At 75.0% G+C, this 21,479-nt stretch carries 14 protein-coding genes and 3 riboswitches; of the genes, 10 read left to right on the top strand and 4 right to left on the bottom strand.

Going from position 1 to position 21,479, the window contains the following annotated elements; all coding sequences use genetic code 11:
• Positions 1 to 36: 36 nt before the first annotated feature.
• Together ACFVHV_RS26710 and ACFVHV_RS26705 are read right to left on the bottom strand one after the other, a co-directional pair.
• Entirely contained in the window at positions 37 to 786 is a 750-nt protein-coding gene (locus ACFVHV_RS26710) for a sulfite exporter TauE/SafE family protein (RefSeq protein ID WP_359907890.1), read from the bottom strand.
• A complete protein-coding gene (locus ACFVHV_RS26705) occupies positions 783 to 1,187 on the bottom strand; it encodes a rhodanese-like domain-containing protein (RefSeq protein WP_380354084.1) in 405 nt (134 codons plus the stop codon). The genes ACFVHV_RS26710 and ACFVHV_RS26705 overlap by 4 nt, the downstream gene beginning before the upstream one ends.
• A gap of 343 nt (positions 1,188 to 1,530) precedes the next feature.
• Between ACFVHV_RS26705 and ACFVHV_RS26700 the strand changes: the two genes are divergently transcribed.
• The 3 genes from ACFVHV_RS26700 to ACFVHV_RS26690 all read left to right on the top strand — a co-directional run bounded on the left by ACFVHV_RS26700 (position 1,531) and on the right by ACFVHV_RS26690 (position 4,911).
• The gene (locus tag ACFVHV_RS26700) at positions 1,531 to 2,919 is read left to right on the top strand and encodes a rhodanese-like domain-containing protein (protein ID WP_380354081.1); all 1,389 of its coding nucleotides are present in this window, start codon (positions 1,531 to 1,533) and stop codon (positions 2,917 to 2,919) included.
• Positions 2,920 to 3,107: 188 nt separating this feature from the next.
• Positions 3,108 to 3,229: riboswitch (cobalamin riboswitch) on the top strand.
• A 96-nt stretch (positions 3,230 to 3,325) separates the two neighbouring features.
• Positions 3,326 to 4,402, top strand: coding sequence for a peptidase (locus ACFVHV_RS26695; protein WP_380354079.1), 1,077 nt, complete (start codon positions 3,326 to 3,328; stop codon positions 4,400 to 4,402).
• A gap of 29 nt (positions 4,403 to 4,431) precedes the next feature.
• A complete protein-coding gene (locus ACFVHV_RS26690) occupies positions 4,432 to 4,911 on the top strand; it encodes a flagellar hook-length control protein FliK (protein WP_380354076.1) in 480 nt (159 codons plus the stop codon).
• A 185-nt stretch (positions 4,912 to 5,096) separates the two neighbouring features.
• On the opposite strand, the gene ACFVHV_RS26685 is transcribed toward ACFVHV_RS26690, so the two are convergent.
• On the bottom strand, positions 5,097 to 6,461 hold the full coding sequence (locus tag ACFVHV_RS26685) for a hypothetical protein (RefSeq protein ID WP_380354115.1): 1,365 nt from the start codon (positions 6,459 to 6,461) through the stop codon (positions 5,097 to 5,099).
• Positions 6,462 to 6,659: 198 nt separating this feature from the next.
• Positions 6,660 to 6,737, bottom strand: a riboswitch (cobalamin riboswitch).
• 83 nt (positions 6,738 to 6,820) lie between these two features.
• A riboswitch (cobalamin riboswitch) is annotated at positions 6,821 to 6,962 on the top strand.
• 180 nt (positions 6,963 to 7,142) lie between these two features.
• On the opposite strand from ACFVHV_RS26685, the gene ACFVHV_RS26680 reads away from it, so the two are divergent.
• The 6 genes from ACFVHV_RS26680 (at position 7,143) to ACFVHV_RS26655 (ending at position 16,933) form a co-directional block, all read left to right on the top strand.
• Positions 7,143 to 10,010 (top strand): prenyltransferase/squalene oxidase repeat-containing protein, encoded by a 2,868-nt coding sequence (locus ACFVHV_RS26680; protein ID WP_380354074.1) that lies wholly within the window; start codon positions 7,143 to 7,145, stop codon positions 10,008 to 10,010.
• 68 nt (positions 10,011 to 10,078) lie between these two features.
• Positions 10,079 to 11,116, top strand: a complete 1,038-nt coding sequence (locus ACFVHV_RS26675) for a hypothetical protein (RefSeq protein WP_380354071.1) — start codon at positions 10,079 to 10,081, stop codon at positions 11,114 to 11,116.
• Between the two features lie 91 nt (positions 11,117 to 11,207).
• Positions 11,208 to 12,317, top strand: coding sequence for a CbiQ family ECF transporter T component (locus ACFVHV_RS26670; protein WP_380354112.1), 1,110 nt, complete (start codon positions 11,208 to 11,210; stop codon positions 12,315 to 12,317).
• A 4-nt stretch (positions 12,318 to 12,321) separates the two neighbouring features.
• The gene (locus ACFVHV_RS26665) at positions 12,322 to 13,965 is read left to right on the top strand and encodes an ABC transporter ATP-binding protein (protein ID WP_380354068.1); all 1,644 of its coding nucleotides are present in this window, start codon (positions 12,322 to 12,324) and stop codon (positions 13,963 to 13,965) included.
• Positions 13,962 to 14,810 carry an ECF transporter S component gene (locus ACFVHV_RS26660; RefSeq protein WP_380354065.1) on the top strand — a complete coding sequence of 283 codons (849 nt, stop codon included), beginning with the start codon at positions 13,962 to 13,964 and terminating at the stop codon, positions 14,808 to 14,810. The genes ACFVHV_RS26665 and ACFVHV_RS26660 overlap by 4 nt, the downstream gene beginning before the upstream one ends.
• A 434-nt stretch (positions 14,811 to 15,244) precedes the next feature.
• Complete coding sequence (locus ACFVHV_RS26655; protein WP_380354063.1) at positions 15,245 to 16,933, top strand: hypothetical protein; 1,689 nt, start codon at positions 15,245 to 15,247, stop codon at positions 16,931 to 16,933.
• A gap of 93 nt (positions 16,934 to 17,026) precedes the next feature.
• On the opposite strand, the gene ACFVHV_RS26650 is transcribed toward ACFVHV_RS26655, so the two are convergent.
• A complete protein-coding gene (locus ACFVHV_RS26650) occupies positions 17,027 to 17,878 on the bottom strand; it encodes a class I SAM-dependent methyltransferase (RefSeq protein WP_380354060.1) in 852 nt (283 codons plus the stop codon).
• Between the two features lie 248 nt (positions 17,879 to 18,126).
• Here ACFVHV_RS26650 and ACFVHV_RS26645 point away from each other — a divergent pair, with 248 nt between their 5' ends.
• On the top strand, positions 18,127 to 21,459 hold the full coding sequence (locus ACFVHV_RS26645) for an ATP-binding protein (protein WP_380354057.1): 3,333 nt from the start codon (positions 18,127 to 18,129) through the stop codon (positions 21,457 to 21,459).
• Positions 21,460 to 21,479 lie beyond the last annotated feature (20 nt).

Here is a 21,479-nt window from a genome sequence, read left to right as displayed (position 1 = left end):
ATCAGGCCGGCGTGCTGATCGGCCCGGCGTGGTGAATCAGGCGAGCGTGGTGATCAGCATCAGCGCGGCGACGGCGAGCAGGGCGACGGCGAAGGCCTTCCGCAGGGTGCGCCCGCTGAGCTTGTCGGCCAGCCGTTTGCCGTCCCAGGCGCCGAGGATCGCGGCTCCGGTGAAGGGGGCGGCCACGGCCCAGTCGATCGCGCCGGTCGCGCCCAGGCGGGGCAGCAGGGCGGCGAGCGAGTTGGCGGTGATGACCAGCAGGCTGGTGCCGACCGCCTCGGCCATGGTGAAGGCGAGCACCGAGACCAGGGCCGGTACGGCGAGGAAGCCGCCGCCGACGCCGAGCAGTCCGGTGACGGCGCCGAGTCCGGCGCCCGCGGCCGTGGAGCGGCCGAGTCCTGCGGCGGAACGTTCCTGCGCCTCGGCCTTGGGCGGCCTCAGCATCCGGAAGGCCGCGAGCGCCGCCAGTACCGCGAAGGCGCCGGTCAGCAGCGCGCCCGGCAGGTGGGCGGACAGCGCCCCGGCGGCCGCGGCGAGGGGCAGTCCGGCGGCGGCGAACAGGGCGCCGGTGCGCCAGCGGACCCGGCCCGCCCGGGCGTGGGCGATCAGGCCGGTCAGGGAGGTCGCGGCGACGATCACCAGGCTGGCCGTCGTGGCCAGCGCCGGGCTGAAGCCCAGCAGGTAGACCAGGGCGGGTACGGCGAGCATGCTGCCGCCGCCGCCCAGCCCGCCCAGGGCGAGCCCGACCACCGCGCCGGCGGCGAGTGCCAGGAGCAGCGTGGTCATATCACGTGCCCGGCGCTTCCGTCGGGCGTGGTGACCGGGAGCCCGGACAGGGCCCAGGCGTTCATGCCGCCGGCCACGTTCAGCACCTCGACGCCGCGCTGGGCGAGCAACTCCGCGGCGCGCTGGGAGCGGTGGCCGGAGCGGCAGATCGCCAGCGCGGTCCGGCCGGCCGCCGCGGGCGGCAGCGGGACACCGGCGACCAGGCCGATCAGCGGCTGGTGCAGCGCGCCGGGGGCGTGCCCGGCGGCGTACTCGGCGGCCTCCCGGACGTCGAGCAGCACGGCGGCGCCGGTGCGGGCGAGTTCGTGGGCCTCGGCGGGGGTGGTCCGCCCGTGGGGGCGGTGTCCGTGGGCGCGGTGTTCGTGGGGAGCGGACCCGTGGGCGCGCGGCAGCAAAGGCATGCGGTGTCTCCAGTGGTGCAGACCGGACCGCAGTGGTCCGGCAGGTCGGGGGCGGCGCGGGCGTCCGTACGGGCCCGGTGGCCCGGTACGGCGGCGTGGCCGGTGCGTCCTCGGCCCCGCCCGTATCGGCTCGGCGGCGGTGGCCGGCCCCCTCGATGGCTTCACCATAGTACCCCCGGGGGTATTATTGAAATCGTTCGGACATACCCCCGCCCGTATCGGCTCCCGAAGCCGTATGCTCGCAAATATACCGAGGGGGGTATCACGATGGCGCTGTGGCGCCCAGGAATCCGGCTTCGCCGACCAGGAGAAGGCCGAGGCCCGACCCGGAGGAGACAACCCCATGATCTTCAGCCAGTACTACCTCGACTGCCTCTCCCAGGCCTCCTACCTGATCGCCGACGAACGCACCGGCCGGGCCGTGATCGTCGACCCCCGCCGGGACGTCGACGAGTACCTCGCCGACGCCATGGCGCGTGGCCTGACCGTCGTCGGCGTCATCAACACCCACTTCCACGCCGACTTCCTGGCCGGCCACCTCGAACTCGCCGCCCGCACCGGCGCCTGGATCGGCTACGGTCACCGCGCCGAGACCGAGTACCCCATCCGCAAGCTCACCGACGGTGAGCGGATCGAACTCGGCGACGTCACCGTCCAGGTCCTCGAAACCCCCGGCCACACACCCGAGTCGATCAGCATCCTGGTCTTCGAGCAGCCCGACGACACCGTCCCGTACGGTGTGCTCACCGGCGACGCGCTGTTCATCGGCGATGTCGGCCGCCCCGACCTGCTCGCCTCGGCCGGCGTCACCGCCGCCGAACTCGGCGCGATGCTCTACGACAGCGTCCACCGCAAGCTGCTCGCTCTGCCCGACGAGACCCTCGTCTTCCCCGCCCACGGTGCCGGCTCGGCCTGCGGCAAGAACCTCTCCGCCGACCGCCAGTCCACCATCGGGGCGCAGCGACTGACCAACTACGCCTGCCGGCCCATGGACCAGGACACCTTCGTCCGCATCGTCACCGCCGGCCAGTCCACCGCCCCCGCCTACTTCGGCCACGACGCCGCCCTCAACCGGAAGGACCGCCCGCTGCTCGATCCCGCGAACGCAGCCCGCCCGCTGTGCCCCGAGGGCTTCAAGGAGGCCCGTAACGCGGGCGCCGTCGTCCTCGACGCCCGCAGCCCCCAGGACTTCGGCGCGGGACACATCCGCGGCGCCATCAACGTCCCCGTCGACGGCCGCTTCGCCGAACAGGCCGGCACCGTCCTCACCCCCGACAGCAGCATCGCGATCATCGCCCCGCAGGACCGCGAGGGCGAGGTCGTCACCCGCCTCGCCCGCATCGGCTTCGACCGCATCGCCGGTTACCTGCGCAACCCCGGCAACGCCCTGCCCGCCCTCGCCGACGAGGTCGCCCCCGCCGGCCGCCTCACCGCCGACCAGCTCCGTACCGCCCTCACCGACGCGCAGCCCCCCACCGTCCTGGACGTGCGCACCTGCGGTGAGCGCGAAACCGGCTCCATCGAAGGATCCGTGCACATCCCCCTGACCGAACTCCCGGGCCGCCTCGACGAGATCCCCACCGACCGCCCCCTCGTCGTCCACTGCGCCAGCGGCCACCGCTCCTCCATCGCCGCCAGCCTGCTGCGCCACCACGGTCTCGCCGAGGTCTCCGACCTCCTCGGGGGCTACAGCGGCTGGCACGCCCTCACCCGCCCCGCTCAAGCGTCATGAGGCCTGGACCAAGGGCGAGCCTCACTGCGAACCGGACGGCCCCGTCGTCGGTGGTGATCAGGTCGTCGGCCTGGCCGGCCTCGTCGGCCTCGTCGGCCTCGGCTCGGTGATGACGAGGCCACTGTTCAACGGGGATTCGGGCCCGGGGTCTCTTGACCCGCTGTTCGGGGCATCGCCATGATGGGCCGTCATGTTGTGACTCCGCCGATGGGGGAAGTCCGGTTCGAATCCGGCGCTGACCCGCAACGGTAGGCCGCCGACCCCGCGTCGGCGGCGAGCCCGAGTACCCGTCGGCGGAGGTGTGTCACCCCTCCTCCCGTCGTGGTCTGCGGGCCGGAGCCCGCTGGCCCCTCGGCGCTCGCCGACGCCTTCCGGGCCCCTGCGCGCGGGCCCGGAAAGGCAGCCCATGCCCGCCGTTCGCCGCTCCCTCGGCCCGCTCGCGATACCCGCCCTCGCCCTCGCCACCCTGTTCCCGGCGGCGGCCACCGCCCATGCCGCTCCCGCCGCCGCGACCTCGTCGCCGACGGTCCGTCCCGACGCCGCCGCCGGCGGTTGGCTGGCCCGGCAGCTCGTCGACGGTGACCACTTCGAGTCCGTGTTCAACGGCACCGCCTACCCCGACCAGGGCCTGACCATCGACGCCGTGCTGGCCTTCGCGGCCTCGCACAGCTCCGACGAGGCCGCCGCGAAGGCCACCGCCTGGCTGGCGAAGCCCGAGGTCATCGGCGGCTACCTCGGCGACGGCACCACCGAGGCCTACGCGGGCGCGACGGCCAAGCTGCTGCTCGCCGTCGAGGTGCGCGGCGGGAACGCGGCGTCCTTCGGTGGCGTCGATCTGCCGGCCCGGCTGCGCTCGCTCCAGACCGCCGAGGGCCGCTTCTCGGACCGCTCGCAGTGGGGCGACTACAGCAACGCCTTCGGCCAGTCGCTGGCCCTGATCGCCCTGCACCGCACGCCCGGTGACGCCCCGGCGGCGGCCGTGGACTACCTCGCCAACAGCCAGTGCGCGGACGGCGGCTTCCCCGTCTCCTTCGGCCAGGCGACCTGCACCGGCGACCCGGACGCCACCGCGCTCGCCGTCCAGGCCCTCGCCGCCACCGGCCGCACCGCAAAGGCGAACGGGGGCCTCGGCTGGCTGGCCGCGCACCAGAACGCCGACGGCGGGTTCGCGGCCGCCGGGGCGACCACGTCCAACGCCAACACCACCGGCCTCGCCACCCAGGCGCTGCTGGCCGGCGGGCGCTTCGGCGCCGGCCTCAAGGGCTGGAGCCGGCTGGTGAAGTTCCAGCAGGGCTGCTCGGCCGACCCTGCCGTGCGCGGTGCGGTCGCCTACGACGCCTCCGGCTTCAACGCGGGCAACGGCGCCCGGGCCACCGCGCAGGCCGTCCTCGGCCTCGCCGGCACCCCGCTCGCCACGCTCTCCGCCGCCGGGGCCCGCCCGGACGCGCCCACCCTGGCCTGCCCGGCCCCGGCCGCGTACTGAACACGCCCGAAACCAGGAGGAGTTCACCGATGAGCGACACCCTCACTCCGGCGCGCCCGGTCCGCCGTACGCTCGGCTCGATCGCCGCGGCCGCCGCCCTCACCGCCGGTCTGCTCGGCGTCTCCGCCGTCCAGGCCCCGCAGGCTCGGGCCGCCGCTTGCGGCGGGACCACCGGCGTCACGGTCGTGGTCGACTTCACCGCTGTCGGCGGCGGCATCCAGACCGGCTGTGCGCTCGGCGACCCGGCCAGCGGCCTGGCCGCGCTGACCGGCGCCGGATTCAGCTACGCCTTCCACCCGCGCTTCCCGGGTTTCGTCTGCACCGTCAACAGCCTGCCGACAACCTGCACCAACCCCACCGGCAGCGCCTACTGGTCGTACTGGCACGCCCAGCACGGCGGCCCCTGGTCGTACAGCGGCCTCGGCGCGGGCAGCTACAACCCGGCCCCCGGCGACGTCGAGGGCTGGTCCTTCGGTGCCGGCGCCCAACCCGGCATCACCGCTCCCTGACCCGCCTGCCCGTACACGTCGACGCCCCGGCCTCCCCGACGAGGGAGGCCGGGGCACAGGGGTCGGGCGTGAGGTGCCCGCCGGCGCCGGACGAGGTGGTCGTGCAGCAGTACGCTGCCGACCGCCGCAGCCGAGCACGCACGGCCGCCGCGGGACTGCCGCCGCGGCTTCGCCCTGTCGGTGGATCAGCTGCCGTAGCTCAGCGAGACGGTGTCGCCGAGGTGGACGGTGGCGGCCCGGGTGGCGGCGGTGGCGGTGGCGCCGTCCAGGCCGACCTTCCAGGTGGAGGAGCCGCTGTTCGCGGTGCCGTTGAGCGCGGTGACGGTGCCGCCGCCGGTGGACGGGGTGACGGAGGTGACGCAGCCGCTCGGAGTGGCGGTGGCCGCCGCGTCGAGGACGTCGCCGAGGGTCGTGGTGGTGCCGGTGGGGGTGAGGGTGACGGCGCAGACCTTGAGGTTGCTGGTGCCGTCGTCGACGACCAGTGCGAGCCGGGCGGCCGTACCCGCGGTGAAGCCGGTGGTGGCGGCCCAGGCGGGTTCGCCCGCGGTGGTCGGCGCCGGCGGGGTGGCGGTGAACCCGGCGCCGGCGACGGCGCGCAGGCCGTCGACGGAGGCGTACGGGGACGGGGAGGTGTCGGTGGGCAGGTACTTGAAGCCGCCACCGGGCTTGAACTGCTGGGCGACGAGGAAGTCGACCGGGGTCTTGCCGGTGCCGCTGGTGAAGTCGGTGCCCTGGGGGTTGATGCCGCAGGCGTTGAGGCCGGACACGGCCCAGCCGTTGGAGTCGGTGTTGACGCCGAACATGGCGTTGAAGGCGCCGGAGGAGGCGAGCTTGCCCTTGAGGAAGTTCTTCGCGGCCACGATCGCGGCGTCGGTGCCCGGGACGCCGCCGACACACAGGGAGGCCATGGCGGCACCGGTCATGTCGATGTCGCTGCCCTGGGCGAGCGCGGTCGGGTCGCCGGCGGCCTTGCTGTAGTTCCAGCCGCCGTCGTTGTGCTGGTTGGCGCGCACGGTCGCGACCGAGGCGTTCAGCAGGGACTGCGGGACGCGTTGTCCGCCGCTCCGGGTCTTGGCGCCGCCGAGGGCGAGCAGGCCGAAGACGGTCCCGTTGAAGTTCGCGGACGGGCCGTAGTAGCCGGGTTCGGCGGTCTGCCAGTAGGCGGCGAGGTCGGCCACGAGGTTGCGGCCCGGGCCGATCCGCGCGGGGTCGATGCCGGCCGCGTAGGAGTTGAGGATGCCACGCTCGTAGTCGGTGACGACCGGCGAGGTGCTCGGCCAACTGCTCGCGGCGAGCTGGTTGCGGTAGACCAGGCGCGCGTTCTTGCTCGTGTCACCGCCAGGGGCGACATCGGCCGCGGCGGTGCCGGCGGCGGCGAGCGCGCTGAAGGCCCACTCGTTGGAGAGCCCGCCGCCGGTGACGTAACTGCCGTCGGCGGCCTGGAGGGACTTGAGGTACGTGACGCCGGTGGTCCTGGAGGTGGCTATCTGGCTCGGCGAGGCGGTGGCGTGCGCAGGGACGGCCGACATCAGGAGGGCGCAGGCGGCCATCGAGACGGTCGCCGCGGAAGCGAGGCGTGAGGAGACGAAGCGCGAGTGTGCGGGAACGGACACGGAACGGGCTCCTTGGGGTGACGGGCGCGCCGGTCCTGCCCCGGGACCCCAGCGCTCGTCCGAGAGCGCGGTGGTACGGGGCGGCGGCCGCCCGGATCGCGTGGGCGGGCTGGTGCTGGTGCTGCACGACCGCGCGGGCATTCGGGCTCGGGGCCGGTGCAACCACCGCCCCACACCGCTGCGCGTCAGCTCCGGATTCGCACCGGATTCCCCCGCTCGGCCACCGCGGACGTTACCGCACCCGTGAACGGATCTACGAGGTGGCGAAAGTGACATGACGACTCGTTGACGACGACTCCGAGCACATGGTGTGATGAACCGCTTTTTAGTCCTCGGCAGTCAGGGGAAGCCGGTCCGATTCCGGCGCTGACCCGCAACCGTAGACCCGCCCGCAAGGGCCGGTGAGCCGGAATGCCTGCGCCGGGGCCTTGTTCATGAGTACATGCGTCGTCGTGGACTACGACGCGGTCGCGACGGCGCCCCGTGCCGGGGAGAGCCGTCGGCTGCGCCGTGGGACCCCGACGACCGATCGGGGAGTCGCCGGTGAGGGTCAGCAGCAGTCCTACGCGTCACAGAAGCAGAGAACTGGGCTCGCTTCTGATCACCACGGCCGTCGCAGTGGCCGCGGGAGGAACCGTCCTGCTGGGCCACCCCGGCTCCGCGGCAGCCGATCCGATCGAGCAGTGCACGGCGACGACGGGCGCGATCGTCGCCGTCGACTTCAGCCACTGGGGCGGCGGGGTCGTCCGGGGCTGCGACGCCCACCCGACGACGGGGATGAACCTGCTGCACAACGCGGGATTCACCACGACCGGCACCGAGCACGACGGGCCCGCCTTCATCTGCCGACTCGGCACCGGGACCTTCAACGGCGGTGTCCAGTACCCGACTCCGGCCGAGGAGCCGTGCGTCAACACCCCGCAGGCCACCGCGTACTGGTCGTACTGGATCGCCGCACCCGGCCAACAGAGCTGGTCCTACAGCCGGTTCGGCGCCGGCACGCAGCAGCCCAAGCCCGGCGAGGTCGAGGCCTGGGTGTACGGCGGCACCGACATCGGGGGCACCAGCGGGGCGCCGGACTTCACCCCGGACTCGGTCCGCGCGAAGAACGGTGGCTCCTCGGCGTCCCCTTCGCCTTCCTCGTCCCCCTCCGCGAGCGCCTCGCCGTCCGCCACGTCCCCGGGGACGCCGAGCCCCACCGGCACGCCGTCCCCCACCGGTGATCCGGCCGCCGCGGCCGCCTGGCTGGCCGGTCAGCTCGTCGGCGGCGACCACATGGAGAACTGGGCCGCCCCGGGGCCGGACTACCCCCGGACCGCCCTCACCGCCGTCGCACTCGCCGCCGCCGGGACGCAGGACCCGGTGCTGCGCAAGGTCGTTGGCTTCCTCGCCGACCACATCGATGCCTTCCTGTACCCCGACGGCCCCGCCGGCGCACCCGACACCAGAGCCGCCGCCCTGCTGGCCCTCGTCGCCGAGAGCACCGGCCGCGACCCCCGCACCTTCGGCGGGCGGGACCCGCTTGCCGCGCTCACCGACCACGTCTGCACGGCAGCCGGGGAGAACGGGAAGTGCACCGCCGCCGGGGACTTCCTCGGCGCGGCCTCGCCCTGGGTCCAGTCCCTCGGGGTCATCGCGCTCCAGCGCGCCGGCATCACCCCACCCGCCCCGGCACTCGCCCGGTTCACGGTCCTCCAGTGCGACGACGGCGGCATGGCCGGCTCGATGATCGTCGCGGGTGACCACTGCGAGTCCGACCCGCTCACCACCGCGATCGCCGTCCTCGCCCTGCGCACGGCCCCCGGCTACGAGGCGGCCGCCGAGAAGGCCGCCGGTCGGCTCGCGGCGAGCCAGCAGCCCGACGGCTCCCTCCTTCCCTACGCCGGCGCCCCCGGCGACACCACCAGCACCGCGAGCGCCGCCCAGGCCTTCCGGGCCACCGGCCAGGGCGCCCGACAGGCCGCCGCCACCGCCTGGCTCGCCGCCCGGCAGGGCAAGGACGGCGGCTTCGGCCCCGACGAGTCGACCACCGACCCGGACGCCGCCGCCACCGAACAGGCCATCCTGGCCCTGACCGGCACCGACCTCACCGCCGTCCGGCACAACCCGGACGGGGCCACCACCCCGCCGACCACGCCGACCACGCCGACCACGCCGACCACCACGCCCCCGACCACGCCCGCCGGGAGGAAGCCCGACGCCGCGAAGGGGAGCGCCTACCTCACCGACCCGGCCCGGCTGATCGACGGTCACTACTACGAGGGGTTCCCGGCCTTCGCCGACTTCGGCCTGACCATCGACGGCGCCTACGCCCTGGCCGCCACCGGCACCGACGACGCCGCGCTGCGCCGGATCGTCGACTTCCTGGACCAACAGGGCAAGGACGCGAGCGAGCGGACCGTCAACGACTGGACGGCCATCGGCACCGAGTACGCCGGCGGCGGGTCCATCGGCAAGGAGGCGCTGCTCGCCGAGGTCGTGGGCCGCGACCCGCGCGCCTTCGGCGGCCACGACCTGATCGCCGCCCTCGCCGCGATGGTGTGCACCAAGGCCGACGCGAACACCGGCTGCGCCGCCCCCGGCAACTACGTCTACGCGACCTCGGTGTTCTCCCAGGCGCTCGCCGTCATGGCCCAGCTCCGGGCCGGCGACGCCGCCGGCGCAGCCCCTGCGATCGCCTACCTGAAGGGCCTGCAGCACCCGGACGGCTCCTGGCCGAGCCTGATCCCGGCCACCGGCGACTCGGATGTGGACAGTACGGCGATGGCCGTCATGGCCCTGGCCCTGGTTCCGGGCGACGAGGCGGCGCAGGCGGTCGACAGGGGGACCACCTGGCTGGCCGCGCGGCAGCTTCCCGACGGCGGATTCCCCGGCGCGGCCGGAGACTCCACCAACTCGGCCGCGCTCGCGATCCAGGGCATGACGCTCCGTCGGTCGATCCACGGTGCACAGATCGCCAAGGCGCTCGACTTCCTCGCCGGGCAGCAGAACGGCGACGGCGGGTTCAACGTCGCCTCGGGCGGCCAGCAGGGCTCGGACGTCCGTGCCTCCACACAGGTGCTCGGCGGGGCCACCGGGATCTCCTTCGGCACGCTGACCCGCAACCTCGGAGGTACGCCGACGCCGACTCCCACGGGGACGCCGACCGGAACGCCCACGGGCACCGCGACCGCGACCGGTACGCCGACCCCGACGGGCACCGGCACGCGGACCGCGACGACGTCCCCGACCTCCGTCGCGCCCGGTCCCGGTGACGGCTCGACCACCCGTCCGTCCGACGCCCCGCTCGCCGGTGGCCCGGTCGGCGGTGGTGTTCCCATCAGTGCCGGTGCCGGTGCCGGGCGGTCCGGTACCGGCGGCCTTTCGGCCACGGGGAGCGAAGCACTCGCACTGACGGGGGCCGCCGGTCTGCTGACCGTGCTCGGCGCCGCGGCCGTCCTGGCCGCCCGCCGTCGCACCGCCTCGGGCCCGGGGCGTCACCGGTGATCCGGCGCTTCGGCCGGCTGCCGGGCGCAGCCGCCACGACGCTGGCCGTCGCGTTCGGGGGTGTTGCCGTGGGCACCGCCCCGGCGTCCGCGGCGCCGCTGCCGATGGACCAGTGCACCACCACCTCCGGTGTCGTGCTCGCCGTGGACTTCAGCAAGTGGGGCGGGCCGCTGCTGCGCTCCTGCGGCACCACTCCCACCACCGGTTACACCCTGCTCAACCAGGGCGGCTGGAAGACCACCGGCACCGGCCACGACGGCCCGGCCTTCATCTGCCGGATCGGCTACAGCGGGTTCCAGGGCGGCAAGCAGTACCCGACCCCGGACCAGGAGAAGTGCGTCCTGACGCCCCCGGCCACCGCCTACTGGTCGTACTGGCACGCCGACCCGGGCCAGAACACCTGGTCGTACAGCCAGCTCGGCGCGATGCTCTACCAGCCGAAGCCGGGCAGCGTCGACCTGTGGATCTTCGGCGGCACCGACATCGAGGGCACCGAGGGCCGCCCGACCTTCTCGCCCGACAGTGTCCGGGCGCACGACTCCAGCCCCGGTGGGCAGCCGGCCGACCCGGGTCAGGGCACCGCGGGCGGCTCCGGCGGTGCCTCGGGCGGTTCCGGCAGCGGGTCGACGAGTGGCGGTGCCGGGACGACCGGCGGCAGCGGTTCCGGCAGCGGCTCCGGCGGGTCCACCGGCACGACCGGCGGCTCCGGTACCGGTCGGGCCCCGGCTCCCACCAAGCCCCCGGCGGGCGGAGCCCGTCCGCCCGCGCCCGGCACGCCCCCCGGCACGGCCGGCACCCCCGAGGACGGCATCACCCCGCCGGGTGCGCCCGAGCCGACGCCGGTGCCCGCGACACCGGTACCGGTCGAGCCGCCCACCGCGCTGCCCACGGACACGCCGAGCGACCGGCCGACGGAGCAGTCCGCCGTGGCCGCGCCGACGCCCGCCCCCGCCGTACCCGGCGGAGTGGTGAACGCCGACCCGGTGGCCGACGCCCCGCACGACTCCGGCTCGATGGTCCCCGCCGTGGTCGGGGTCGTCCTCGTCGTGGTGCTCGGGGCGGCCACCGTGATCGCGGCGCGGCTGCGCCGCCGACGGGCCGAGTGATCCGGTGACCACGCTCGACAAGGCCGTCGCCGGCTCTTCCCCGCAGTCCGTCCCCGGGCGGGCGGCGGGGAGCGGGCGCGTCCCGCGGAACCTGCACCCGCTGGCCTGGTGGGCCTGGGCGCTCGCCCTGGCGACGGTGGCCAGCCGCACCACCAACCCGCTGCTGCTCCTGCTCGTCCTCGCCGTGCTCGGCTATGTGGTGACGGCCCGCCGCAGCGAAGCCCCGTGGGCGCGCGGCTTCGGCTACTACCTGTGGGTGGCCCTGACCGTGGTGGCGATCCGGGTGGTCTTCCGCTGCGTCTTCGCCACCGGCATCACCCCGCACGACCACCTGCTCTTCTCCCTGCCGCACATCCCCACCCCCGCCTGGTACGCGGGCATCCGGATCGGCGGCCCGGTCTCCCTGGAGGCCACGCTCTCGGCGGCCTTCGACGGGCTGCGGCTGGCCTGCCTGATCTGCTGCATCGGGGCGGCCAACACCCTGGCCAACCCCAAGCGGGCGCTGCGGGTCCTGCCGGGTGCGCTGTACGAGCTGGGCGTCGCCGTGACGGTGTCGCTGAGCGTCGCGCCGCAGCTGGTGCAGAGCGTCCAACGCGTCGCCCGGGCCCGGCGGTTGCGCGCCGGGCAACGCAAGGGCGTTCGCGCCCTGCGCGGCATCGTGGTGCCGGTCCTGGAGGATGCGCTGGAGCGCTCGCTCAGCCTGGCCGCCGCCATGGACTCGCGCGGCTACGGGCGCTCCGGCACGGCCTCGCGCCGCTCCCGCCGGCTCACCGGCGCGCTGATGCTGCTCGGCATGTGCGGCCTGTGCGCCGGGGTGTACGGGCTGCTGGACGGCACGGCGCCCGCCGCACTGGGCCTGCCGGCCTTCCTGGCGGGCGCCGTGCTGTGCGTGGCCGGCCTGCTGCTCGGCGGGCGGCGCGTCCGGCGCACCACCTACCGCCCGGACCGCTGGCGGGCCGCCGAGTGGGCGGTCGCCGGGTGCGGGGTGACCGCCGCCGTACTGCTGTTCGCCACCGTCGGCTACGACGCCACCGACCTGAACCCCTCGCTCTACCCGCTGACCTGGCCGGCCCTGCCGCTCGTCCCGGTCCTCGCCCTGCTGCTGGCGGGCGCCGCGGGGATCGTCTCCCCACCGCCGGGCCGAACACCCGCAGCCTCCGCCCGACTCCCACCAGGACCGACCGCTCGCACACCGAGGTGACCACGTGATCCGATTCGACCAGGTCGGCGTGGTGTACGACGGCGCGACGACGCCCGTCCTGCGCGACGTCGACCTCCACATCCCGGAGGGCGAGCTCTGCCTGGTGGTCGGCCGCACCGGCGCCGGCAAGTCCACTCTGCTCGGCGCCGTCAACGGCCTCGTGCCGCACTTCACCGGCGGCACCCTGCGCGGGCGCGTAACCGTGGACGGCCGCGACACCGCCCACCACCCGCCACGTGAACTCGCCGACGTGGTCGGCGTGGTCGGGCAGGATCCACTGGCCGGCTTCACCACCGACACGGTGGAGGAGGAACTGGCCTACGTCATGGAGCAGTTGGCGATCCCGCCGGAGGTCATGCGCAAGCGCGTCGAGGAGACCCTCGACCTGCTCGGCCTGGCCGAGCTGCGCCACCGCGCCCTGCACGAGCTCTCCGGCGGGCAGCAGCAGCGTGTCGCCATCGGCTCCGTCCTCACCGCACACCCCCGGGTGCTGGTGCTGGACGAGCCGACCTCCGCCCTGGACCCGACGGCCGCCGAGGAGGTGCTGGCCGCGATCACCCGGCTGGTGCACGACCTCGGCGTGACCGTCCTGTTGGCCGAGCACCGGCTGGAGCGGGTGGTCCAGTACGCCGACCGGGTCGCCTACCTGCCCGGTGACGGGACGGTCGTGCACGGGCCGCCGGCGGAGGTCTTCCGGGACACCGCGATCGCGCCGCCCGTGGTCGACCTCGGCCGGCTCGCGGGCTGGCAGCCGTTGCCGCTGTCCGTCCGGGACGCCCGCCGCGCCGCCGTGTCCCTGCGCGAGCGGCTCACGGACGTGCCCGTTCCTCCGCCGCGCCGGGCAGCGGTGGCGGGGGAACGGGTGCTGGACGCCCGGGGGGTGGTCGTCCGCTACGGTCCGGTGGCCGCCGTCCGGGACGTCGACCTGGCGCTGCGCGCGGGCGAGGTCACCGCGCTGATGGGCCGCAACGGCTCCGGCAAGTCCTCGCTGCTGTGGGCCCTGCAGGGCTCCGGGCCCCGCCAGCGCGGCAGCGTGGAGGTCACCGGCACGGAGGGCGGGAAGGCCGAGGACCCCAAGCGCCTGCCCGCGGCCCGGGCCCGGCAGCTGGTCGGACTCGTCCCGCAGACCCCCACCGACCTGCTCTACCTGGAAACGGTCGCCCAGGAACTCGCCCAGAGCGACCTCGAAGCCGACCGCGGGGGCGGGCCGACCGCACGGCGGATCCTCGACCGCCTCGCCCCCGGGATCCCGGACGACACCCACCCCCGGGACCTCTCCGAGGGCCAGAAGCTGGCCCTGGTGCTGGCGATCCAACTGTCCGCCGCACCGACGGTGGTGCTGCTGGACGAGCCCACCCGGGGCCTGGACTACCAGGCGAAGGAGGCGCTCACCGGCATCGTGGACGCCCTCGCCACCGAGGGGCGCGCCGTCGTGGTGTCGACCCACGACGTCGAGTTCGTCGCCTCCGCGGCCGACCGCGTGGTCGTGATGGCCGAGGGGGAGGTCGTCGCCGACGGTCCCACCGCCGAAGTGATCGTCGCCTCACCGACCTTCGCCCCGCAGACCGCCAAGATCCTCGCCCCGCTGCCCTACCTGACCGGCCGGCAGGTCGCCGAGGCCCTCGAACCGGCAGAGGCGGCCCGATGACCGCCCTGCGGATCCCCGGCCGGGCCCGCATCGTCGTCGCCCTGGCCGCCTTCATCGGCCTCGTGGCCTTCACCTGGCCGTTCCTCGTCGCCCCAGGGAAGTTCGGCTCCAACTACGCCCCACCGCTGATCTTCGGTGCCCTGCTGGTCCTGGTGCTCGCCGTCGTCATCGCCGAGATCTCCGCCGGAGGCATCGACGCCAAGGCCCTGGCCATGCTCGGCGTCCTGTCGGCCGTGAACGCCGGACTCCGTCCGCTCGGCGCCGGCACCGCCGGGGTGGAGACGGTCTTCTTCATCCTCGTCCTGGCAGGGCGGGTCTTCGGCCCAGGCTTCGGCTTCACCCTCGGCTGCACCTCGCTGTTCGCCTCCGCCCTGCTCACCGGCGGCGTCGGCCCCTGGATGCCCTACCAGATGTTCGGCTGCGCCTTCGTCGGCATGCTCGCCGGTCTGCTGCCGAAAGCCCGGCGGCGCCGCGTGGAGGTGCCGATGCTGGCCGCCTACGGCGCGTTCTCCGGCTACCTGTTCGGCTTCCTGCTCAACCTCTCCTTCTGGCCGTTCTCGACCGACCCCAACAGCTCCATCGCCTACCTGCCGGGTCTGCCCTTCACCGAACAGTGGCACCGCTACCTGCTGTTCGACCTCGCGACCTCGCTCGGCTGGGACACCGGCCGCGCCGTCACCACCTTCACCGCCGTCCTCGTCGTCGGGCCCGCCGTCCTGACCGTCTTCCGCCGCGCGGCCCGCCGCGCCAACTTCGAACCCACCGTGCGCTTCGAGGCCCCGGACGGCACCGGCACCGCGGCGGTGCCGGCTGCCGCGCGGCCGGTGGAGACGGCGCCCTCGTGAACCGGAAAGGTCAATGCCGTGCCCAAACCCGGGACGCCCCGAACGGCGAGGATGGACGGAGCCCGGTTCGTCGTCCTCACCGGAGCGGTCCTCGCGCCCGGACACCCGGGCCGGCTGCGCCTCCACGGAATTCCGGCAGGGTGAATCCCCGCTGCTGCGGGCCGACCAGTGGGATCGAACGGCCGACAATCGGTGACAACCGCTGATGCCGCCGGGTGATTGCGCATTCTCCGGGTCTGAAGTGCCGCGTGGGAAACCGGGAAACCGAGAGGCCGGAAATCGGGCGATCCCGCTTTCGGCCAGTGCGGGTCCGGTTCTCGCCGCATGCGGTGAATCGGGCTTCCCCGCTTTCTGTCCGGCAGGACAGTGCTGGTACAGGGGCCGTGCCCGTGGGGGGCGAGCGCCCGCACAGCAGAAGCAGGGGGTTTTCAGCGGTGGCATATCTGAACTACGAAATCCTCACCGACCCGGCTCCGCTCCAGGTGTCGGAGGCGGGTGAGGAATCGCGGGGAGCCGTTTACCTCGTCGTCTCCAATCCGATCACCGACGACGCGCTCTGGTTCTCCACCGAGGTGCGCGTGCCCTTCGGGGAGAAGGACGGCGACCTGACGCCGGATCCGAAGGCGGTCGCCGTGCGGATCGCGCAGAACAGCGCGACGGACCCGGCGGACGAGCCGACGGTCGGCTGGGACCCCACGACGGGTCTCCTCAGGGTGGCCGCCCGGGACCCCGGCCGCTCCGTGTTCAAGGGAAGCGGCTCGCTGGTCCTGGTGCTGGAGGGCTTCCCGGTCTCCGCCAAGGCGGGCCTGGTCCTGCTGCGGGTGGCGGAGCGGGCCGCGAACGGCCCCTGGGTGAAGACGAACCCCGTGACCCTGAGCCTACTCAAGCGGGAACCCAAGGTGCCGCGCAACTTCCGGCCCAGGGCGTCCCTGGTGGCCGCGGGCAAGGACGTCGTCCTGCAGTGGAGCGGCCCCGACGACCTCACGTACCAGATCCAGGGCCCGGACGGCCCCCCGGAACCGGTCCCGCCGAGGACCGGGACGGCGGCCGGCTGGCAGTGGTCGCCGAAGCCGGGCCAGGAGCCGAAGCGGGACGCCACCTACACCCTGATCGCCACCTCGCCGAGCCGGCAGCAGCCGGGCTACGTCCTGACCACCACCGTCCATCTGCGCAGCCCCGAGTTCGAGGGCGTGACGGCGACCGACGGGGTGCACACCCCGTGGGTGGAGGGGACGACGGACCGGGGCCGGGTCGTCCTCACCGCGCAGGGTGCGCAGGTGCGGAACGACTCCAACGCGCCCGGGACGGTCTCCGCCGCCACGGCGGACGTCGACACCGTGACCGCCGCGTGGGTGCGGGGCAGGGACGGCAGTGCCGGGTGGATCCAGTTCCCGTCGGACGGGATCAAGGTCGGCCACGGCGCCGGCAACGACCTGGGAACGGTCACGGCCGAGAAGATCAGCGTGAACGGCATCAACACCACGTGGGTGGGGGACCGCGACTCCGGCAAGGGGTGGATCGACTTCCCGCAGTCCGGCGTGAACGTGCGCAAGGACGGACAGCAGGAGTGGGGGACGGTGGCCGCTGACAAGGCGGATCTGAACGGTGTCAACACGAAGTGGGTGCAGGGGCGTTCGGCGAGCGACGGGTGGATCGAGTTCCCGCCCGCCGGCCTCAACGTGTACCAGGGCGCCGGAAGCAACCAGTGGGGAACCGTCGCCGCCGACAAGGCGGACCTGAACGACCTGGTCACCCAGCGGGCCCAGGTCAAGGAGCGACTCACCCTGCACGGCGGGCTGACCGTCGACAACGTGCTGGAGACGCTGGACGGCCCGCCGCGGCTGGTCGTCCACGGGGAGTCGGAGTTCGAGAAGAAGGTGAACGCCAACGGGCACCTGTCGGTCCGCAACGGGGGTGCCTGGGTCCTGCACACCGACGACGGCCGGATCTCGATCAACGGCGGCCTGCGGGTCGGTGGGGAGTCGATGTTCGTCGGGAAGGTGAACGCCAACGGGCACCTGTCGGTCCGGACCGGGGACGCCTGGATCCTGCACACTGCCGACGACAAGGTGGCGATCAACGGCAACCTGCGCGTCCACGGGGCGTTCCGGGCTGACAGCTGACAGCTGACAGCTGACGGCCCCTTCGGCGGCCCCCGCTCCCGGATCACCGGGGAGCGGGGGCCGCCGGTCGTCGGACGGGCGCGGCGGCGGGGCTCACATCCGGCGGACGCGCAGCACACTGGTCAGCATCGGGAGGGTGAACTCGCCGGAGCCGGTCTCCGGGCGGTCGGCGAGATAGGCGTGGGTGGCGTCCAGCAGGGCCTTCCGCTCCTGCTCCGGCATGACCAGGACGCCCGCCTTCGTCGCGAGGGTGGCGGCGAGGGACTCCGCGGTCCGCTGCTGCCCGTGCGGGAACTCCGCCTGCTCCGGCGAGTCGAACCACGCGCCCCCGCCGGACCTGGGCAGGTGCATCCGCGCCGTCTCGGTGCGCCAGCCGGCGGGCACGTCGCGCGGACCGATGGCGGCGGGGCCGGTGACGCGGGCGAGGCCGGCCACCCAGTCGACTCCGTCGTCGAAGACGTTCCACAGTCCGGCCAGCACGCCGGCGGGCGCGAGGACCCGGGCGATCTCCGGGCCCGCGACGTCCATGTCGAACCAGTGCATGGCGTTGCCGGACACCACCGCGTCGACGGAGCCGTCCGCCAGCGGGATCGCCTCGGCGCTGCCCGCCAGCGCGCGCACGTCCGGCAGCGTGCCGCGCAGCTCGGCCAGCATCGCCGGGTCGGGTTCGACCGCCACGACGTCGTGGCCGAGCGCGACCAGCGTGGCGGTGAGCTTGCCCGTCCCGGCGCCGAGGTCGAGCACCCGCGGGCCCGGCGCGGTTTCGAGGGCCCAGCGCACGGCGGCCCGCGCGTAGTCCGGGCGGTGCTCGGCGTAGGCGACCGCCGCCCTTCCGAACGACGAGCTGTGCAGCCGCCGTTCGTCCTGTGCGGACGGCTGCCCGGTGCGCAGGTGGCCCGGTTCGGCGTCCTGGTGGTGCCCGGTGGTGCGGTCGGTCCCCGTCATCGAAGCTCCTTCGGATCGGCGGTCTGTGCCGGGTGGGGGCACAGCGCGCTGCGGCCGACCGGGGTCGACCCGACCCGGACGGCACGATGTATCGGTGCGATGTATCGAACCGATACATCGAGACCCTAGGCACCGGAGTGCCGCGGCACAAGGCCCACGTCCGCCGACCGGGGATCAGGACCGGTGCGCGGGCGGATGGTCACGGGGCCCGGCGACGCCGGCCCGTGGGTGATCGCTAGCCTGACGCGGTGACGATCGAACTGCGGATACTGTCCACCGTCTCCTGCCGGGGCGAGGAGGTCACCGCCCCCGGATTGCGGGGGCTGCTCGCGCTGTTGGCGCGGGAGGTGCGGGGCGGGTGCGGCCGGGGGAGCCTGCTGGACGGGCTGTGGCCGGAGGACGGGCCCGAGCGGCCGGAGAAGGCGCTGCAGGTGCTGGTGTCGCGGGCGCGGGCGAAGTTCGGGGCGGACCTGATCGTCAGCACGCCGACCGGGTACCGGCTGGGGCTCGGGGAGGAGCGGGTGGACGCCTCCGCCGTACTGTTGCACGCCGCCGCCTGCGCCGAGAAGGCGCGGGCCGGGGACCACGCCGGGGCGCTCGCCGAGGCCGAGACGGGGCTGGAGCTCTGGGAAGGCGAGAGCGGGCCCGCCGACCCCGACGGGACGGACCCGGCGTCCGCGCTGCGCGTCGAACGGGACCGTACCCGCCGGGCGTTGCGGCGTGGCCGGGCGCTCGCGCTGGCGCGCACCGGGCGGCACCCGGAGGCCGTCGAGGCGCTCGCCGGGGAGGCCGCCGGGCAGCCGAGGGACGAGGAGGTGCTGCTGGAACTGCTGCGCAGCGAGGCCCGGACGGCCGGGGCGGCGGCCGCGCTCGGCCGGTACGACCGCTATCGCCGCGGCCTGCGGGACACCCTGGGCGCCGACCCCGGCCCCGAACTGCGGCAACTGCACCAGGAGTTGCTGCGCGGCGAGGCGGCGCCGGTGCGGCACGGGGTGCCGCACGAGCCGAACGCCCTGGTGGGCCGGGAGGCCGACCTCGCCGCGGTGGCGGAACTGCTGGGCGCCGCCCGGGTGGTGTCGGTGGTCGGCCCCGGCGGGCTCGGCAAGACCCGGCTGGCCGCCGCCGTGGCACGCGCGGCGGCGCAGCGGGTGGTGCACCTGGTGCCGCTCGCCGCAGTGGCCGCCGACCAGGACGTGGCCGGGGCGGTCGCGGCCGCGCTCGGCACGGGGGACCGGGCGGGGATCGCCGGCGCCCTGGGCCCCGGGCCGGTGCTGCTGGTGCTGGACAACTGCGAGCAGGTGGTGCGCGGCGTCGCCGACCTGGTGCGGGCGCTGGTCGCCGCCCGCCCCGACCTGCGGGTGCTCACCACCAGCCGCACGCCGCTCGGGATCTCCGCCGAATCGCTGTACCTGCTCCCCGAGCTGGACCGGGCGGCCGCCGTCGAGCTGTTCGCCCAGCGGGCCCGCGCGGCCCGGCCCGACGTCGAGCTGCCCGCCGGTCCGGTCGCCGGGCTGTGCGCCCGGCTGGACGGGCTGCCGCTGGCGCTGGAGCTGGCCGCGGCCCGGGTGCGGGTGCTGACGGTGACCGGGATCGCCGACCGGCTGGCCGACCGCTTCGCCCTGCTGCGCGGCGGACCGCGCGACGCGCCGCAGCGCCACCGCACCCTGCAGGCCGTGGTCGACTGGAGCTGGAACCTGCTGGACCCGCCGGGCCGGGCCGCCCTGCGCGCGCTGTCCGTCTTCCCCGGGGGTTTCACCGCCGAGGCGGCGGAGCGGCTGCTCGGCGCCGCCGGCAGCACCGGTGCCGACGTCCTGGCCGTCCTGGAGGACCTGGTCGACCAGTCCCTGCTGCGCCTGGCCGACACCCCGAGCGGCGGACGGTTCCGGATGCTGGAGACGGTCCGCGAGTTCGGCGCGGCCGAGCGGACGAAGGCGGCGGAGGACGAGACCGTCACCGCCGGATTCCTCACCTGGGCACGGGAGTTCGGCATCGCCCACCACGACGGCCCGTTCGGCCCGGCGGCCGTGCCGCAGTGGCGGCTGGTCCGGGCCGAACAGGACAACCTGGTCCGCGCGCTGCGCCTGGCCCTCGCCGCCGGGGACGGGCCGACGGTCGCCGCCACCGCCGCCGTCCTCGCCGGGCTGTGGACCGCCGAGGGCAACTACGTCCGGCTGCTCGCCCTCGCCGAGGACACCGGCGGCCCGGTCTCCCGGCTGCGCCCCGGGCCCGAACTGCTGGAGCCGGTGCGCACCCTCACCGCGCTGAGCACCGTCAACACCCTGCTGGCCGCGGGCGGCGGGCTCGGCACCGGCACCGGCGCGCTGCGCCTGCTCGCCACCCTGCGCCGGCTGCCCCCGGCCGCGCCGGACACCCCGGTCCGGGCGATCGCCACCGTGATGGCGGCCGTCCCCGAGGTGCTGGGCTCCACGCCGGACGGTCCGGACAGCGCTCTGGACGGCCGCCCGGACGGCGGCGCGCTGGCAGTCCTGTGCGCCGCCCCGGAACCGCTGCTCGCCGGTGTGGCCGAGGCGGTGGCCGGCTACCGGTGGGAGCGCGCCCAGGAGACGGAGCGGGCGACCGCCTCGGCGCGGCGGACGCTGGCGGCCGTCGAGGCGCTGCCGGTGCCCTGGCTGCGGGTGCTCGCGCTCGCCCGCCTCGGCGAACTGCACCTTCAGGGCGAGCGCGGCGCCGAGGCGCTGCCGCTGCTGCGTGCGGCGATGGCCGAGCTGGACCGGCTCGGCGACTGGAGCGACATGCTGGGCCTGCGCTGGGGCATGGTGATCGGCAGTCTGCAGGCCGGGGACCCGGACGGTGCCGAACACTGGCTGGAGCTGGCGGTGCGGCACCGGCCGGCCGATGCCGTCGACCTGCTCACCCCCGAGCTGGGCGCCCGGGCGGAGATCGCCCTCGCCCGGGGCGAGGTGCGGACCGGGCTGGCGCTGTGGCGGCGGTCCGCCGCCATGGCCGCGCGTGCCGCGGAGCCGCCCGCGGAACTGCTCGCGTGTGCCGCGGAGCCGTCCGCGGAACTGCTCGCGTGTGCCGCGGAGCCGTCCGCGGAACTGCTCGCGTGTGCCGCGGAACTGCCTACGGAACTGCTCGCCCGCGGTGCGGAGCCGCCCGCGGTGCCCCTCCCCGACCCGTCCTGGGCGCTGGAGCTGGTGGCGGCCTGCGTGGCCGCGCACGCCCGGCACGGCGAGCCGGACCGGGTGGCCGCCCTGGCCGCCGGACTCCCGGAGCGGCTCGCCGAACTGCTCGACCGGCCGGCCGCCCTGGTGGAGGGCCCGCTCGCCGGGGCGCTGCTGCTGGCACTCGGCCTGGCGGCGCTGGACCGGGGCGCCCGCGACGGCGATCCCGAGCGGACCAGGGCGGGCGTGCGGCTGGTCGTGCTGGCCGAGCGGTTCCGCTGCCTGCGCAACTTCCGGCCGACCATGGGCTCGGCGGAGGCCCGGGCCGAGGCCGAGCGGGCCGACCCGGGGGAGTGCCGTCGGGCGATCGCCGAGTACGGGGCGGCGGACCGCACCGCCCTGGCGGCCGAGGCCCGCCGACTGGCGGGCGTCCGACCGTGCGGTCCGGACGCCTGAGACCCGGCCCGCCGCGACGG

The sequence above is a fragment of the Kitasatospora sp. NPDC127116 genome (assembly GCF_042677365.1).
GTDB lineage: Bacteria > Actinomycetota > Actinomycetes > Streptomycetales > Streptomycetaceae > Kitasatospora > Kitasatospora lactacystinica.
Note: the sequence above shows the minus strand (reverse complement) of the source record. Positions and strands in the feature narration are given on the sequence as shown.